This window comes from Pedobacter sp. ok626, assembly GCF_900100435.1.
Classification (GTDB): Bacteria; Bacteroidota; Bacteroidia; order Sphingobacteriales; family Sphingobacteriaceae; genus Pedobacter.
The window spans coordinates 301,278-317,992 of the sequence record NZ_FNEX01000002.1 but is presented as its reverse complement, the minus strand read 5'-3'; the positions used below and the strand labels follow the sequence as shown (position 1 = coordinate 317,992).

The following is a 16,715-nucleotide window of genomic DNA, read 5'->3' as shown; positions in this document are numbered from 1 at the left end:
CTTCTATGTCATACCTTCATCACAATTCAATTTAATTGATATATTTGCAAGCAATACTAAACCTACATCTACCCTATGAAAGTTAAGTTGACCAATTTTTTATGCGATAACCTCTCAATTCTGAATTACGAAGCCGAATCCAAGTTTTTAGGACAAGATTTAGTACACAAACATTAGCCTCTCACATCATATATGAATTTTAAAAGAACGACCGCTGCAATATTTTTTCTATTTGCCGTTTTGGTCACACAAACGGTTTTTGCACAATCTAATTATGCCAATGTAAAAGTTGATGAGCTTTCGGATGCCCAGATTTTGCAGATGATTAAAAAGGCAGAATCAATAGGATATAATGAAGCCCAGCTGGGACAAATGGCTGCAGCACAAGGGATGAAGCAGGATGAGATAGAGAAGCTGAAACTTCGTGTTGAAAAGGTACGTAAACAGGGGGCTTCAAAAGAAGTAGAACCTGAGAATAAGGCTGCAAGTACCGGTCGGGAAAATAGTGAAACTACAGATGGTGGTGCAGTAAATAATGAAAAGAAGGTAAAGGATGAAGAGATTGGGCCTAAAATATTCGGATCTGAGTTATTCAAAAATGGAAGTATCACTTTTGAGCCAAACCTTAGGATGGCTACGCCTAAGGGATATATTATTGGTCCGGATGATAAGTTATTGATTGATTTAACAGGTGACAATGAAGCGAGTTACAATTTAGCTGTCAGCCCCGATGGGATCATTAATTTGCAGTATGTTGGACGAATTGCTGTTGGTGGTTTATCCATAGATCAGGCGACCTCTAAAATAAGAACAGCGATGGGGAAGACTTATCCTTCATTGCGTTCTGGCCGGACTAATTTGGCGATCAATTTGGGTAATATCAGAAGTATTAAAGTAACTATGACGGGACAGGTGACTAAACCTGGTACTTATACGCTGTCGTCTTTATCTACGGTTTATAATGCCTTGTATGCTTCCGGTGGTCCCTCACAAAATGGTACGTTCCGTAAAATCCAGGTGGTTCGTAACGATAAGGTCGTTTCTACAATTGATGTTTATGATTTTTTGTTAAAGGGGATTCAGCAAAATAACATTCGTTTGCAAGATCAGGATGTGATTAATGTTCCTGTTTTTGATAAACGTGTGGAGATGCAGGGAGAAGTGAAAACTGCTGCTTTATTTGAGGTAGTTACAGGAGAAAGTTTACAGGATCTGATTGGCTTTGCTGGTGGTTTTACTACACAGGCTTATACGGCTAAGATCAAAACATTTCAAAATACAGATAAGGAACGCCGCATTACGGATATTGCTGCTGCTGATTTCAGTACTTATGCGCCTAAAAATGGAGATAAGTTTGTAGTCGAAGCAATATTAGATCGGTTCCAGAATAGGGTGGAAATATTAGGTGCTGTTTTTCGTCCGGGTGTTTATGAATTGGAAAAAGGAGCAACGCTTAAGGGCTTGATTAATAAAGCGGATGGACTGACTGAGGACGCATTTATGAACCGTGGTTACATCAATCGTTTAAATGCAGACAATACTCAGAGTTTAATTTCGTTTGATGTTGCTAAAATTGTTGCGGGTACGGTTCAGGATATCTCCTTACAAAGGGAAGATAAAGTAACAATTTCGTCTTTGTTTGATTTAAGAGATGAGTACAAGTTGAGCATTCAGGGAGAAGTAAGAGCTCCAGGTACTTTTGAATACGCAGATTATATAACTTTAGGAGATATCATACAAATGGCAGGAGGTTTTAAAGAGGGTGCAACACCAAATCGGATTGAAATTTCAAGAAGGGTGAAAAATAGTGATTCCTTGTCAAAATCGGCGATAACTGCTGAGTTGTTTACTGTGAACATCGATCCGCAGTTAAAACTGGAGGATAATGATTTTATACTAAAGCCTTTTGATATTGTTACGGTGCGTAATTCGGCTGGTTATTCCACACAGAAGCAGATTAAATTAGAAGGCGAGGTGTTGTATCCAGGTCTTTATACGATAACTTCTAAGGATGAGCGGATTTCTGATGTGATTAAAAGAGCAGGGGGATTAACACCTTACGCTTATGCAGAGGGCGCTTCGTTGAAACGGCCTGGGGCAGAAAAAGTAAATCCGAAAGATAAGAATGCGATCGACAATAAAGAAGAGGAAAATAAGAAACTTTTAAATTTAAAAAGAGCACAGGAAGCGGGAGTTAAAGATACTGTTAAAGCAGAGGTAGAGCAGAATTTAATCCAATCTGACTTGGTTGGGATTAGTTTAGATCAGATTTTACATAAACCGCATTCTAAATATGATTTGATTGTTGAAGATGGTGATGTAATAAGAGTCCCAAGACAATTACAGACAGTCAAGGTTACAGGTGAAGTTTTAAACCCAAATAGCATAGTATTTTTGCCTGGCAAAAGTTTTAAACAATATGTGAATGGTGCAGGAGGCTTTACATCAAATGCCCTAAAAAGGGGCGCATATATAAAGTATGCTAACGGATCTGTTGAGGCGGGGAGTAAATTTTTATTTTTTAACAATTTTCCAAAAGTGAAACCCGGAGCGGAAATTCTGGTACCGAAGAGGGCGGAAAGGGAGAAAATGACCGCACAAAGTTGGATTGGATTAGGCACCGCAATTGCATCTTTGGGAGCAATTATTGTTAGTTTATTGAGATAATACTTTTTATACAGACTTATAAGTAAATGACTTCGGAAGAAACAAATAAGAGATCCACTAATTCAGATGAGATTTCCTTAAAACAACTTTTTTTTAATCTTCGTGAGTGGTATAAATATTTGTTATCTAAATGGCTAATAATTATTTTTATTGGAATTGTAGGAGGCGTGTTAGGATTCGTTTTTGCGTATCTTAAAAAGCCGGTTTATACAGCGACAACTACATTTGTTTTGGAAGATTCTGGTGCTGGCTCTAGTGCTTTGGGCAGTCTCGGAGGATTAGCTTCTATGGTTGGAATAGATGTAGGTGGTGGCGGAGGTATTTTTCAGGGAGATAATATTCTTGAACTATATAAATCGCGCACGATGATTGCTAAGACATTGTTCACTGAAATTGATTATCAAGGGAAGAAGCAATTGCTGATCAATAGATATATTGATATGAACAAGCTTAGAGACAAATGGAAAGATAAGCCAGATTTAAAATCAATTGAATTTAAAAAAATAGGCCTGGATTCATTTGCTTTGAATTTTACCCGATTACAAGATAGTGTACTCTTAACAATTATTAAAGAAATTGGAGAAAAGTACTTGGTTGTTGGAAAACCAGATAAGAAACTTAGTATAATTAAAGCTGAAGTTAAGGCTCCAGATGAATCATTTGCTAAAGATTTTAATGATCAGATTGTAAAAAATGTAAACGATTTTTATGTCCAGACAAAGACTAAGAAGTCAATTGAGAACGTCCTGATTCTACAAGAAAAAACGGATTCTGTGAGGGGAGTAATGAATGGTGCAATCAATAAAGCTGCTGCCGTTTCGGATGCTACCCCCAATTTAAACCCTACCAGACAAGTTCAACGTGTGGCACCTATTCAACAGTCTCAATTTAACGCAGAAACAAATAAAACAATTCTTGCAGAATTAGTCAAAAATCTGGAACTTTCAAAAATTTCCTTACATAAGGAAACACCTTTAATCCAGGTTATTGATTATCCAGTTTTTCCTTTAGCAGTGGAAAAGTTGAGTAAACTGAAAGCTGTGGTTTTGGGAGGCGTTTTAGCTGCGTTTGTGGTCATCGCTTTTTTCACTCTTAAATTAATTTTCAAACATATTTTAAAAGAAAACTAATGTTAGATTTAAAACATAAAAGTATTTTAATAACTGGCGGTACCGGCTCTTTAGGCAAAGCACTAACAAAAGAAATTTTATCTAAACACCCTGAAGTTCGTAGAGTAATCATTTTTTCCAGGGATGAACAGAAACAATTTCAAATGGCCCAAGATTATCCTGAAAGAGACTATCCTCAACTGAGGTTTTTTATTGGAGATGTAAGGGATGAGCAGAGGTTAGTAAGGGCATTTAAAGGAGTCGATTATGTTATTCATGCTGCGGCTATGAAACATGTTCCAATTGCAGAATATAACCCTGATGAGTGTATTAAAACAAATGTTATGGGGGCACAAAACGTTATTCATGCATGTTTTCAAACAAATGTTCAAAGGGTTGTAGCTTTATCTACTGATAAGGCCTGTGCTCCAATAAATTTGTATGGTGCAACAAAGTTAACTTCAGATAAATTATTCGTAGCTGCAAATAATATTAAAGGCGATAGCCCCATTGTATTTTCTGTTGTACGTTATGGAAACGTGATGGGATCAAATGGTTCGGTTATTCCATTTTTTTTAAAGAAAAGAGGAGAGGGAAAACTTCCAATAACGGATCCCAACATGACACGTTTCAATATTTCTTTGCAGGGTGGAGTTGATATGGTAATGCATGCTTTAGCAAATTCATGGGGAGGAGAGATTTTTGTTCCTAAAATTCCATCTTATAAAATAACAGATGTTGCTAAGGCCATTGCACCAAATTGTGAACAGGTGACAGTTGGTATTAGACCGGGAGAAAAGGTTCATGAAGAGATGATTACGCCTTCTGACTCCTTCTATACTTACGATCTAGGCAAATATTATACTATTTTGCCAGCAACTCACAAGTGGAGTATTGATGATTTTAAACTAAGATTTAATGCTTCACTAGTTCCTAATGGATTTGCTTATAATTCAGGAAATAATAGCGAATGGGAAAGTGTGGACACCTTGAGAACCTTGATTAGGGAACATGTTGATAATACATTTGAGATCTGATGGATAAAAGAATAATACCTTACGGGCGTCAAAACATAACAAATGATGATATCGACGTCGTTATAGCAGCTTTAAAATCAGATTATTTGACTCAAGGGCCAAACGTTCTGGAATTTGAGGAAGCATTTGCGAAATATGTTGGTAGTAATTATGCTGTTGCGGTTTCGAATGGCACTGCAGCGTTGCATCTTTGCGCTTTAGCTTTAAATGTTGGTAAGGGAGATAAAGTTATCACAACGCCGATAACGTTTGCTGCATCAGCCAATTGTATCCGTTATTGTGGCGGAGATGTTATTTTTTCAGATATTGATCCACAGACTTATCTTTTGGATATAGTTAAAGTTAAAGCATTGTTGGAATCATCGCCAAAAGGGACTTATAAAGGAATTATTCCTGTTGACTTTGCAGGTCGGCCAGTTGATTTAGAAGCCTACCGTAAATTAGCAGATGAGTACGGACTTTGGATCATTGAAGATTCATGCCACGCTCCAGGGGGATATTTTGTTGATACCAAAGGCGAGAAGCAAAATTGTGGAAATGGTAATCATGCTGATTTAGCTATATTTTCATTTCATCCTGTTAAACATATTGCTTGTGGTGAAGGAGGCATGATCACGACAAATAATATTGAACTGTATAATAAACTGCTTCAATTAAGAACGCATGGTATAACCAGGAATGAAGATCAATACGTAAATTCTCCTAGTTTTGCCTCTGGTCATAAAAACGATAGTTATCCTGGATGGTATATGGAAATGCAAATGTTAGGCTACAATTATCGCTTAACGGATTTTCAGGCTGCATTAGGAACTAGTCAGTTGAATAGGGCTGATGACGGGTTATTAAGACGGCGGGTAATTGCGTCTAATTACGAAAGTGCATTTCGGGGCAAGAGTTTTATACTTGGCCAATCCGGTGTTTTTGAAGGTCATGCATACCATTTATATATAATAGAAGTAGAGAATAGGCTAGAGTTATATAATTATTTGCGGATGCATCATGTTTTTGCCCAAATTCATTATATTCCTTGTCATCTAATGCCTTATTATAAAGAATTAGGATGGAAGGAAAATGATTTCCCAAATTCTGAAACATACTATAAACATTGTATTAGCCTACCAATGTACCCTACTCTAACTACTGATGAGCAGGAATTTGTTATTAATAAAATAGTGGAATTTTATGGAGAATAATCATCAAAAGGAAGCTTTTTTAGCTTATGAGGCAAATGCCTGGTTTGAAAGAAATAAGGTTGTGATAGATAATTATCATCCTGAAAAAGATCGGGTTATTTCTCTCATAACTGAATATGGACTTAAACCGGAAAAAGTTCTGGAAATAGGTTGTTCAGCAGGATATAGATTGAATGGATTAAAAGAAAAGATAAGCGGTACACAGGTTTTCGGACTAGAGCCATCAACAGAGGCCATTGAATACGGTAGAAAAAATTATCCCAACGTTAATTTTGTACATGGGTGTGCAGATGATTTATCTCATTTTGAAGATAATAGTCTGGATGTCGTTATTGTAGGATTTGTGTTCTATGTAATCGATCGCAATATATTTTACAAAGTTGTTTCAGAGATAGATCGGGTTTTAAAAAATGGGGGTATATTAATAATCGTAGATTTCTTTTCAGAATCATCATTAAAAAATACATATCAACATATTAACAGTTTTAGTGCCTATTCTTTTAAGCAGAACTATGATGAAGTCTTTACCTCTTCCAAGCTCTACTATCTATTAGATAAATCTACTTGGAATCATTCTCATAAAGTATTGGATGCCACAAATAATTATCATGATAAATACAGCATATCACTGTTGAAAAAAGATTTAGATGCCAGTTACAAATAAATTAATTTTAGGTACAGTTCAATTTGGTCTCAATTACGGAATTAATAACACGGTTGGCAAATTAGATCAAAGCGCTGTAAACGAAATTTTAAAAACAGCATATCATTTAGGAATTCGAATACTCGATACAGCAGAAGCATATGGAAATGCACACGATGTAATTGGACATTTCCACGATGCGCATCCGGACAAAATTTTTAAGATCATTACTAAATTGCCACATCATTTAGATGATCATATAGAAAATAAAATCAGCAACTATTTGGCACAGCTTAAAGTGAATTCACTTGAAGCGTTAATGTTTCATTCCTTTAAAACCTACCAAGAAAATAAGACGGCTGGCGAGCTTTTATCGAAGTTAAAGAAAAAGTATAAAATTAAGTTGATTGGAGTTTCTATTTACACGAACGAAGAAATGGCAGAAGTAATTGATGATGATCATATTGATCTTATTCAATTGCCATTTAATTTGTTTGATAACTTAAATTTAAGAAATGAGATTTTGAATTTGGCTAAGAAAAATGGTAAAATAGTCCATTCCAGATCTGCATTTCTTCAAGGTCTTTTCTTCAAAAACCCGGAAGATCAACATACAGTTGTTCAAAATGTTAAATCGGAGTTACTACAACTTAATCAAATATCATTTCAAAATAGTATTTCCATATCAGATTTGGCATTAAGGTATACGCTCAATCAGCCAAACATTGATCACGTTTTAATCGGAGTAGATAGCAAGGAACATCTTTTGGAAAATTTTAGGTCGGCAGAAATCAATTTAGACCAAGAAATAGTGGAAGAAATTAATAAAATTCAAATCAAAAACACAGATTTATTAAATCCCTCTTTATGGAAAGAATAAAAACTGTACTAATTACACAAGCAAGAACGGGAAGTACGCGTCTTCCTGGGAAAATCTTGTTGAAAATAGAAGGTCAAGAATTACTCAAAATTCACCTGGATCGATTAAAAAAATGTTTAAACGTAGATAAAATCATTGTCGCTACGACAGTGGATCAAGCTGACGATCAAGTACAGTATTTAGCTACCGATTGGGGCTATGATGTTTCACGCGGTTCGGTGGATGATGTATTGGATCGTTTTTATCAAGCCGTTAAAGAAATTAGACCAGAATGGGTAATTAGGACAACTTCTGATTGTCCACTGATAGATCCTAAGCTTGTAGACGCGATTATTGAACTTGCTCAAGTAAATGACGTTGATTATGCTTCAAATGTATTAGAAGAACGTTTTCCTGATGGTCAGGATGTAGAAGTATTCAAATTTTCTGCTCTTGAAACAGCTTGGAAAAATTCTAAACTAAAATCAGAAAGAGAGCATGTAACCCCTTATATTAGAGTTAATTCTACCTATAAAGAGGGGAGCCTCTTTACATCTGTAAATTTTCCATGTTTTGAAGATTTTTCAGCTATTAGAATGACCGTAGACGAACCTAGAGATTTTGATTTAATTATTAAATTAATAGCGGATTTGGGAACAGATAAAAGTTGGATATCTTACACAAACCATATCATAGTAAATAACCTAGGGCAAATAAACAGCAATATTATTAGAAATGAGGGTTTTTTAAAATCCTTAAAAAATGATTAAAATATGGGTACAGGACAAGAACTATATAAAAAAGCAAAGACATTAATTCCTGGAGGCACAATGTTGCTATCTAAAAGACCTGAAATGTTTTTGCCAGAAAATTGGCCATCTTATTTTTCTAAAGCTAAAGGATGCTCGATTTGGGATTTAGACGGGAAGGAATTGATCGATATGTCTATTATGGGCATTGGTACAAATACATTGGGTTATGGAAATGATGAAGTAGATGCTGCCGTTTTAGAAAATGTGAAAAAGGGCAATATGAGTACTTTGAGTTGCCCTGAAGAAGTTTATCTGGCAGAGAAACTCGTTGAGATGAATCCATGGGCAGATATGGTCCGCTTTGCAAGAAGTGGCGGTGAGGCCAATTCTATAGCAATCAGGATTGCCCGTGCTGCATCTGGTAGGGATAAAGTTGCGATCTGTGGCTATCATGGATGGCACGATTGGTATCTGTCTGCTAACCACAACGGTGGAGATGGTTTGTCCAATCATCTACTAGCAGGCCTAAGTCCGAAAGGAGTTCCTAAAAACTTAAAAGATACTGTATATCCATTTCATTACAATAATTTCGAAGAATTATTATCCATCGTAAATGGCAATGAGATCGGGGTTATAAAGATGGAGGTGGTAAGGAATTTCGGGCCAGAAGATAATTTTCTCCAAAAAGTTCGTGATTTAGCAACAGAACGCAAAATTGTATTAATTTTTGATGAATGTACTTCAGGCTTCAGAGAGACATTTGGCGGCATCTATCAAAAATATGGAGTAGAACCCGATTTAGCTATGTATGGCAAAACAATTGGAAATGGTTATGCATTAACCGCTGTTGTGGGCCGTAAAGAAGTGATGGAAGCAGCACAAACAACTTTTATAAGTAGCACATTCTGGACAGAACGGATTGGACCTACAGCTGCATTGGCTACCTTGAAAGTAATGGAAAGCGTGAAATCTTGGGAAGTGATCACAGCAGCTGGAAACAAAATGCGTAAAGGTTGGCTTGACCTTGCCCAAAATCATGGTCTGTCTATAACTTTGGCAGGAATACCTGCATTATCGACTTATAGCTTTAACAATGATAATGCACTAGCATATAAAACACTCATTGCGCAAGAAATGTTGAAAAAAGGGTTTTTGGCGAGCACTAGTTTCTATGCTTCAACTGCTCATACTGATGATAAGTTTGAAGCATATTTTAATGCGTTGGACGATGTTTATCGTGTAATTTCGAAATGTGAAAAGGGTGAACTCATTATTGAAAACTTATTAGAGGGCCCAATTTGTCATTCTGGGTTTAAAAGATTGAATTAAATCTCGTGAAAAAGATATACTTTAGGGCAGACGCCAATACAGCGCTAGGTTTAGGTCATGTAACCAGATGCATGGCCTTGGCGCAAATGCTGTATAAGGATTTTAATCTAATATTTGTTAGTAAGGAAATCCCAAGTAAAGTATGTGAAGAAATATTGGCTTTGGGTTTTAAGCTAGTATCAATTGATCAGGAAGCGGGTTTTCTAAAGCTTCTAACTGACGACGATATCGTCGTATTAGATCATTATGATTTGTCTGCTGTGTATCAAAAGAATATAAAGGATCGAGGTTGCCGATTAGTTTGTATAGACGACTTGGCAGATAAAGAGTTTTATGCAGATTTAATTATAAATCATGCTCCACATGTACAAGCGACTAATTACAAAGCTCAACTTTATACCCAATTTGCTTTGGGTTTGGATTATGCCTTGTTAAGACCAACATTCTTACTAAATGCGAGAATACCAAAGCAATGGGGGAAAATCAAATCTGTGTTGGTCTGTTTTGGTGGTTCTGATAGCAAAAATCTAACACAAAAAGTAACAGATCTGTTAAAAGTAGATCGGCGTTTTACCGAAATCAGTGTAGTTGTCGGTGCTGCATATGCACATTTTTCCGACTTAGATCAACAAATTTCAACAGACCATAGATTTAGACTTCACCACAATATTTCGGCTATGGAAATGGTCGATTTAATGCAAAAATCAGATTTAGTGATCGTTCCAGCTAGTGGTATTCTTCAAGAAGCGATATGTTTAGGTTGTCATATCGTATCGGGAATGTATGTAGAAAACCAAATGCATATATTCGATGGATTTAAAAAGAAAGCTGCATTTATTAGTGCCGATGATTTTTCAAAGCCATCTATAAAACGCGCATTAGACCGGGCGTTTACACAAGGGAGTTTTAATACCAGACAGTTGATTGACGGAAAATCTGGGGCAAGACTATTAAAATATTTCAGACAATTTGATTTAGAGGGTAAAATTTCGATACGAAGAGCAACTATTACTGACCTTGATAAAACTTATCAGTGGGCAAATAGTAGTGAAATCAGGAAATATTTTATCAATACAGAACCAGTCGCATTAGAACAACATATAAAATGGTTTACTGCCAAAGTTGGCCAGGGAGGGTGTCATTATTTTATCGGCGAAATAAAGGGAGAGATCTTTGGTTCCATACGATTTGATAGGAAAGAAGATTCAGCGGAAGTTAGTTATCTCATTGATGAAGCTCATCAGGGTCAAGGATTGGGTGTTATTTTATTAAAAAAAGGACTTGAAGAATTTATAATACAAACACCCCAACCAGTGAAAACAATTAAAGGAATTGTATTAGAATCTAATTTAGCCTCTATTAAGGTTTTTCAGAAACTGGGTTATCAGATGGAGTATAATGCTGAAAAAAAACATTTTTTGTTCACTAAAGTAATCAGAGATTAATGAAAGTCATTGTTGCGAATTGTAACCCTGCTTTAAATGAGATTCAGGAGCAGATTATATTGAAATATAATGGTGTCCTTTTGAAGGAAAAGGAGGAGTTAAATATGGGGGATATAATTAAGATTGATCCAACCTATATTTTTTTTATGCATTGGTCTTGGATTATACCGGCAGAAATTTTCAGCCGTTATACCTGTGTCGTATTTCATATGACCGATTTACCGTATGGACGAGGCGGGAGCCCGCTCCAAAACCTCATTATTAGGGGGCATAAAGAAACCAAAATTACAGCAATAAAAGTTGAAGAAGGGCTTGATACAGGAGATATTTATTTGAAAAAAGAGCTTTCACTGAAAGGGAAAGCAAGCGAGATTTTTAAGCGTACAGGAGAAGTCATCAGCACAATGATAGATGAAATCATTGAAAGAAAAATAGTGCCTGTTAGGCAAGAAGGGGCTCCCACTGTTTTTGTCAGGAGAAAGCCTGCTGATAGTTACATACCTTATGAAATAGAGGAATTGGAAAAACTTTATGATTTTATCAGAATGCTAGATGCGACAAATTATCCACATGCTTTTTTAATCAACGGTAATCTTAAATTTGAATTTACCAATGCTGAACTTACTGAAAATAACGAACTATTAGCAAATGTTAGAATTATTAAGAAATAAAAAAATATTGATTGTTGTAGCCCATCCTGATGATGAAATTTTAGGCCTTGGGGCCACGCTGCATAAATTAATCAATCAATATAATGTGACAACTAGGGTTATAATTCTTGGAGAAGGAATTACTTCAAGATCCGACAATAGGGACACAAAATTGTGGGAGAAAGAATTGGAATTACATCGGTCGAATATTTATAAAGCACAGAAAGCCATAGGGTATCATAGCGTGGGGATTTATGACTTTCCTGATAACAGATTCGATTCGGTAGCGCTGCTCGATATTATTAAAGTTGTTGAAAAGGAGAAAGCTGAATTTGGACCAGATGTTGTTTTTACACATCACGGTGGTGATGTAAATGTTGACCATCAAAAAACGTTTGAGGCAGTAGTGACTTGCTGTAGGCCTATGGAGCATGAAATGGTCAAAACAATCATTACCTTTGAAACAATGTCAGGTACGGAATGGAGAGCATCAACTGACCCAAGAAATTTCATTCCGAATTTTTTCATTAGTGTGGATGAAGAGGACCTTAATTCAAAAATTACAGCAATGGAATCATATGAATTCGAAAAAAGAAAATATCCTCATCCAAGATCGCCTGAGGCATTAAAAATTGTAGCACAACGATGGGGAGTCGCTAATGGCATTAATTATGCTGAAGCGTTTTGCCTTGTTAGAAATATAAGTTAACATATGAAAATAGGATCTTATACTATCGATAAAGATAGTTCAACATTTATTATTGCTGAATTATCAGCTAACCATAATGGGAGCTTTCAAAATGCTTTAGATACCATTAAAGCAGCAAAAAGGGCGGGAGCAGATTGTATTAAATTACAGACTTACACCGCTGATACGATGACAATCGAGTCAAAAAAAGACGATTTTAAGTTAAAACAAGGTACGATTTGGGATGATAAGTATTTCTACGAGTTATATCAAGAAGCCTACACGCCATGGGAATGGCATAAAGAATTGTTTGAAGCCGCTGCAAATGAGGGGCTGATTTGCTTTTCCTCCCCGTTTGATTTTACTGCAGTTGATCTTTTGGAAGAATTGGGTACGCCCGCCTACAAAATTGCATCATTTGAAATTACAGATATTCCGCTAATCGAATATGCAGCCTCTAAGGGAAAGCCCATCATCATCTCTACAGGTATTGCAAAGCTGGACGATATAGCTTTAGCAGTTGAAGCTTGTAAGAGAATGGGAAATAATGACATTGCACTATTAAAATGTACATCTAGTTATCCAGCTCCTATTGAGGAGGCAAATATGATTATGGTAAAAGACTTAGCAGAAAGATATGGGGTAATCAGTGGGCTATCTGATCATACAATTGGCAGTACTGTGCCGGTGGTCGCCACATGTTTTGGTGCCAAGATAATTGAAAAGCACTTTATTATTGACCGAGCAATTGGCGGACCAGATGCCTCTTTTTCAATGAATGAACAAGAATTTACCGATATGGTAAAGGCCATTAGGGATGCAGAAAAAGCGATTGGAAAAGTTGACTACAACTTAACCGAAAAACAGCTTAAAGGGCGCGAGTTTTCAAGATCATTATATGTAGTTAAAGACATCAGGAAAGGAGAAGAAATAACAAAGGAGAATGTGAAATCAATACGCCCTGGTTTTGGTTTACATCCGAGACATTATAACGTAATTTTAGGTCAAAAGGTAAATACAGACCTAGAAAAAGGTGAGAGGTTCAGTTTATCTTTTTTAAAATAACCCAATATTAATTTTTTTTGTATGTCAAAGTATCTAAATACATAAGCTATGTTTTTTATTTATGCTTTTATAGTAAAAACTGTAACTTCTATAAAAAATTTCTATTGGAGGATGGTTTATCAAACTTATAGAAAAAAATATCATATCCCTGAATCTTTTTGGTTTGGTGGTGAAGCTATTCAATTTTACGGCGATGGTCAAATCGAAATAGGCGAAAATTCCTATATAGGAAGATATTCGAGTATCCAGACCTCCAAGGGATGCAAAGTTAAGATAGGAAATAATGTCGCGATAAGTCATTACGTAATGATTTACACGGAAAATAATATTGCAGATCAGGATTTTAATGTTAAACCACGCTTTACAAATAAGGCAGATGTTGAAATAGGAGATGCGTGTTGGATAGGTGCAAAAGTTTTTATTAAAGAAGGAGTTAAGATAGGTAGAAACTGTGTGGTAGGTGCTCATAGTGTTGTAGTTAAAGATATACCGGATAACTCAATCTGTAGTGGTATACCTGCTAAGGTTATTCGTCAAAAAAACTATAATAGTGTCTAATACAAAAACCATCTTCGGTAAGAACGAGATTGTTTTTACTTTTTTTCGTTATCTTACTTACGGCATTCAAACAACTCGGGGCCTTATTTTGGCTTATTTTTTAGGCCCTTATTTCCTTGGTATATATGGCTACTTAATGCTGTATCAGCAATATTTGTCTTACACTAATTTAGGACTTAATTATTCAGTAAATTCTGAGCTATCATTATTGAAAAATGGTGATAGTGATGAAAGGATGAAAATTATTAATTCTTCGTTCTCAGGAGTACTGATAATTTCTATGGTTTTATGTTTAGTAGCTATTTTATTTTATTTTTTAAGAGTCCAATTATTCCCTTTTAGAGATTCGCATAAATATATATTCGTTATACTGATATTAACCATCCTAACCCATTTTCAACAAATCTTCATAAATATATTTAGGATAGATAAAAAGTTAAAACCAATAATTGTTGGAGAGCTAATACTTTCATCCGGATTATTGATTGTTGTTCCATTTTTTAAAGGTATAGATTTAGTAAATGCTGTATTTTATGTCTGGGTTCTGATTTTATTTGGTGTTGTTTGCTTATACAGAATAGTTTATGGTAAAAAAATTGCCTGGGAAACAACCAAGTTTAAAATTTTACTAAAATCAGGTATTCCTTTGTTAGTGTATGCATTTAGCTATTATCTAATGGGACTGATGGTTCGAACATTAATTGGAGCATTTTATTCTGTAGAAATAATGGGTTATTTTTCTTTTGCAAACAATATAACAACTGCTGTAATGCTTGGATTAGACACTATAACATGGATTATTTTCCCTTCTGTAATTGCAAAACTCGCGATTGGTAATTTGGATAATGATGAACTATGTGATTACCTTGTCTCCTTTACTAATAACTTATTTGTTCTGGTTACAGTTATAGTTGGATTTAGTATTGCATCTCTCCCTATTTTGCTTTTTTTCTTGCCGAAGTATAAGCCTGTGGAATTTAGTTTAATAGTTTTACTGGTAAATCAAATTATTTTTAATTCTGGCTTTGTATTTGTGTCTTTATGTATCGCAAGAAAAATGCACAAAGAGATGGCTGTTATTAGTTTGTTGGCTGTTGGTATAAGCGCAATTATTTCAATCTTTTTTTGTTTTTATGGATTTTCTTACATATGGCTTGTTATTTCCAATATTATTGGTAGCCTCTGCTTTATTAATGGGTTGATTTATTACGTTTCAAAAAAGTTTGCTTTACAGCAAGCTACTCTTCGAAAGAGCCTTAGTTGGTATATCCAGTTGATATTGTGTTCAATTATATTAGCGACGCTACTTAAAGCTTATTGGTTAGTGCTCTTATTATTAGGAATTACGTTAATCTTTAAATTTAAATCGGTAAAAGACCTTTATGTACAGTTAGCTAAGGTACTGTCAAACAATGTTAGATAATATGCTGGATATTTATGATATAAATTACGAATACTGTTCTGAAAAATTGGGAATCCTAAACTTACCATCTTCAAATTTACCAAGAAAGGGTATTGTATACAGGTTATTGTCTCAAATTAAAGGAGTATTAAAGTATGGATTAAGTTTTAACAAAAAGGGCCTGCTACAAAAAAAATCTATTCTTTTTTTTCATATTTCTCAGAACGAATTGAATAGCGTTAAAGCTATAGTTTCTAAATTGCCAAATGCTTCGTTATTCGGGAATGATAATTATAAAAATGGGTATCCTATTGGTAAAATATATTGGTTTAGTCTATTTTTTATACCATGCGTATTTTATCAATATTTTAGATGTAAAAATTTATATTACAAAAGGGCTTTTAGTTATGCTTTTGATGGTTTTTGCATTGCCTACGCATCGAAATATATTCTCAGAAGTTATTTAAAAAAGCTTCAGCCGTCACAGATCATCATAGCGAACCAGCTAAGTTGTTATCATCGTTCCTTAGCTTATGCAGCTAAAGAGCTAGGAATCAAAACAGTGTATATACAGCACGCTTCGATTACTGAGCAATTTTCTAACCTAAATCTCTTTTCTTCTGCTCTCCTCGAAGGAAAAGATAGCTTAAATAAGTATCAGCGAAATGGAACCTGCAATACACAATTATATTTGATTGGAATGCCCAAGTTTGATCAATATTTTTCGAAAGTGAAGAAAAATGTCGAAATTCATTCAATTGGGATATGCACTAATGGCTTGGATGATTTCGAGCCATATGAAAAATTGCTGAAACTACTTTCTTCTAAAATGCCTTACATAAAGGTTTTTATAAGGCCTCATCCAGCAGATAGAAGAAAAGACGATTGGTACGAACTGTCGAAGAAATATAATAGTCATTTTTCTGACGTTTTAAAGAGAGAAGCATTTGAGTTTTTTGAAGAGGTTGACTTAGTTATTGCAGGAGATTCAAATATTCATTTGGAGGCCACATTGTTAAATATACCAAGTATCTATTTCGATCCATTCCATAATAAAGTAGATTGGTATGGATTCGCCAAAAATAACTTAGTTTATTACTCTAACAACGTTAGCGAGCTTTATGAGTATATAAGTGAAATCTCAGCTCTTTCGGGAAATGTTAGGCAAAGGGCAAAATTTTATGTTGAAACGGTCGATACAATCTTTGACGGAAAGAGTTCCGAATTAGCCACTAAAATTATTAGAGGTGATGATGTTCATGATTTATTCAGTATCACGATAGATAGTGAAGGAAATACGATTTATAGAATTAATTAA

Annotated in this window: 15 protein-coding genes; all 15 read left to right on the top strand. The window is 35.1% G+C overall.

Annotation, left to right across the window (positions count from 1 at the left end):
* Positions 1–192 precede the first annotated feature (192 nt).
* The 15 genes from BLS35_RS03535 to BLS35_RS03470 are packed head-to-tail and all read left to right on the top strand — an operon-like array spanning position 193 to position 16,715.
* Positions 193–2,667, top strand: coding sequence for an SLBB domain-containing protein (locus BLS35_RS03535; protein ID WP_090777858.1), 2,475 nt, complete (start codon positions 193–195; stop codon positions 2,665–2,667).
* 26 nt (positions 2,668–2,693) lie between these two features.
* Positions 2,694–3,797 (top strand): Wzz/FepE/Etk N-terminal domain-containing protein, encoded by a 1,104-nt coding sequence (locus BLS35_RS03530; RefSeq protein ID WP_090777856.1) that lies wholly within the window; start codon positions 2,694–2,696, stop codon positions 3,795–3,797.
* Positions 3,797–4,813, top strand: a complete 1,017-nt coding sequence (gene pseB / locus BLS35_RS03525; RefSeq protein ID WP_090777854.1) for a UDP-N-acetylglucosamine 4,6-dehydratase (inverting) — start codon at positions 3,797–3,799, stop codon at positions 4,811–4,813. The genes BLS35_RS03530 and pseB overlap by 1 nt, the downstream gene beginning before the upstream one ends.
* On the top strand, positions 4,813–6,006 hold the full coding sequence (gene pseC / locus BLS35_RS03520; protein ID WP_090777852.1) for a UDP-4-amino-4,6-dideoxy-N-acetyl-beta-L-altrosamine transaminase: 1,194 nt from the start codon (positions 4,813–4,815) through the stop codon (positions 6,004–6,006). Before pseB ends, pseC begins: the two co-directional genes overlap by 1 nt.
* Entirely contained in the window at positions 5,996–6,670 is a 675-nt protein-coding gene (locus BLS35_RS03515) for a class I SAM-dependent methyltransferase (protein WP_090777850.1), read from the top strand. Before pseC ends, BLS35_RS03515 begins: the two co-directional genes overlap by 11 nt.
* Complete coding sequence (locus BLS35_RS03510) at positions 6,654–7,529, top strand: aldo/keto reductase (protein ID WP_090777848.1); 876 nt, start codon at positions 6,654–6,656, stop codon at positions 7,527–7,529. Before BLS35_RS03515 ends, BLS35_RS03510 begins: the two co-directional genes overlap by 17 nt.
* Positions 7,517–8,278: a cytidylyltransferase domain-containing protein gene (locus BLS35_RS28025; protein WP_207909155.1), complete on the top strand. Its 762-nt coding sequence runs from the start codon at positions 7,517–7,519 to the stop codon at positions 8,276–8,278. The genes BLS35_RS03510 and BLS35_RS28025 overlap by 13 nt, the downstream gene beginning before the upstream one ends.
* Before the next feature lie 3 nt (positions 8,279–8,281).
* Positions 8,282–9,589, top strand: coding sequence for an aminotransferase class III-fold pyridoxal phosphate-dependent enzyme (locus BLS35_RS28020; RefSeq protein ID WP_207909156.1), 1,308 nt, complete (start codon positions 8,282–8,284; stop codon positions 9,587–9,589).
* Between the two features lie 5 nt (positions 9,590–9,594).
* Positions 9,595–11,034 (top strand): UDP-2,4-diacetamido-2,4,6-trideoxy-beta-L-altropyranose hydrolase, encoded by a 1,440-nt coding sequence (gene pseG / locus BLS35_RS03500; RefSeq protein ID WP_090777847.1) that lies wholly within the window; start codon positions 9,595–9,597, stop codon positions 11,032–11,034.
* Complete coding sequence (locus tag BLS35_RS03495) at positions 11,034–11,705, top strand: formyl transferase (protein WP_090777845.1); 672 nt, start codon at positions 11,034–11,036, stop codon at positions 11,703–11,705. Before pseG ends, BLS35_RS03495 begins: the two co-directional genes overlap by 1 nt.
* The gene (locus tag BLS35_RS03490; RefSeq protein WP_090777843.1) at positions 11,683–12,393 is read left to right on the top strand and encodes a PIG-L deacetylase family protein; all 711 of its coding nucleotides are present in this window, start codon (positions 11,683–11,685) and stop codon (positions 12,391–12,393) included. The genes BLS35_RS03495 and BLS35_RS03490 overlap by 23 nt, the downstream gene beginning before the upstream one ends.
* 3 nt (positions 12,394–12,396) lie before the next feature.
* Complete coding sequence (gene pseI / locus BLS35_RS03485) at positions 12,397–13,437, top strand: pseudaminic acid synthase (RefSeq protein ID WP_090777841.1); 1,041 nt, start codon at positions 12,397–12,399, stop codon at positions 13,435–13,437.
* Between the two features lie 48 nt (positions 13,438–13,485).
* Positions 13,486–13,995: an acyltransferase gene (locus BLS35_RS03480; RefSeq protein ID WP_090777839.1), complete on the top strand. Its 510-nt coding sequence runs from the start codon at positions 13,486–13,488 to the stop codon at positions 13,993–13,995.
* Positions 13,988–15,418 (top strand): oligosaccharide flippase family protein, encoded by a 1,431-nt coding sequence (locus BLS35_RS03475; protein ID WP_165973382.1) that lies wholly within the window; start codon positions 13,988–13,990, stop codon positions 15,416–15,418. Before BLS35_RS03480 ends, BLS35_RS03475 begins: the two co-directional genes overlap by 8 nt.
* On the top strand, positions 15,408–16,715 hold the full coding sequence (locus tag BLS35_RS03470) for a glycosyltransferase family protein (protein ID WP_090777835.1): 1,308 nt from the start codon (positions 15,408–15,410) through the stop codon (positions 16,713–16,715). Before BLS35_RS03475 ends, BLS35_RS03470 begins: the two co-directional genes overlap by 11 nt.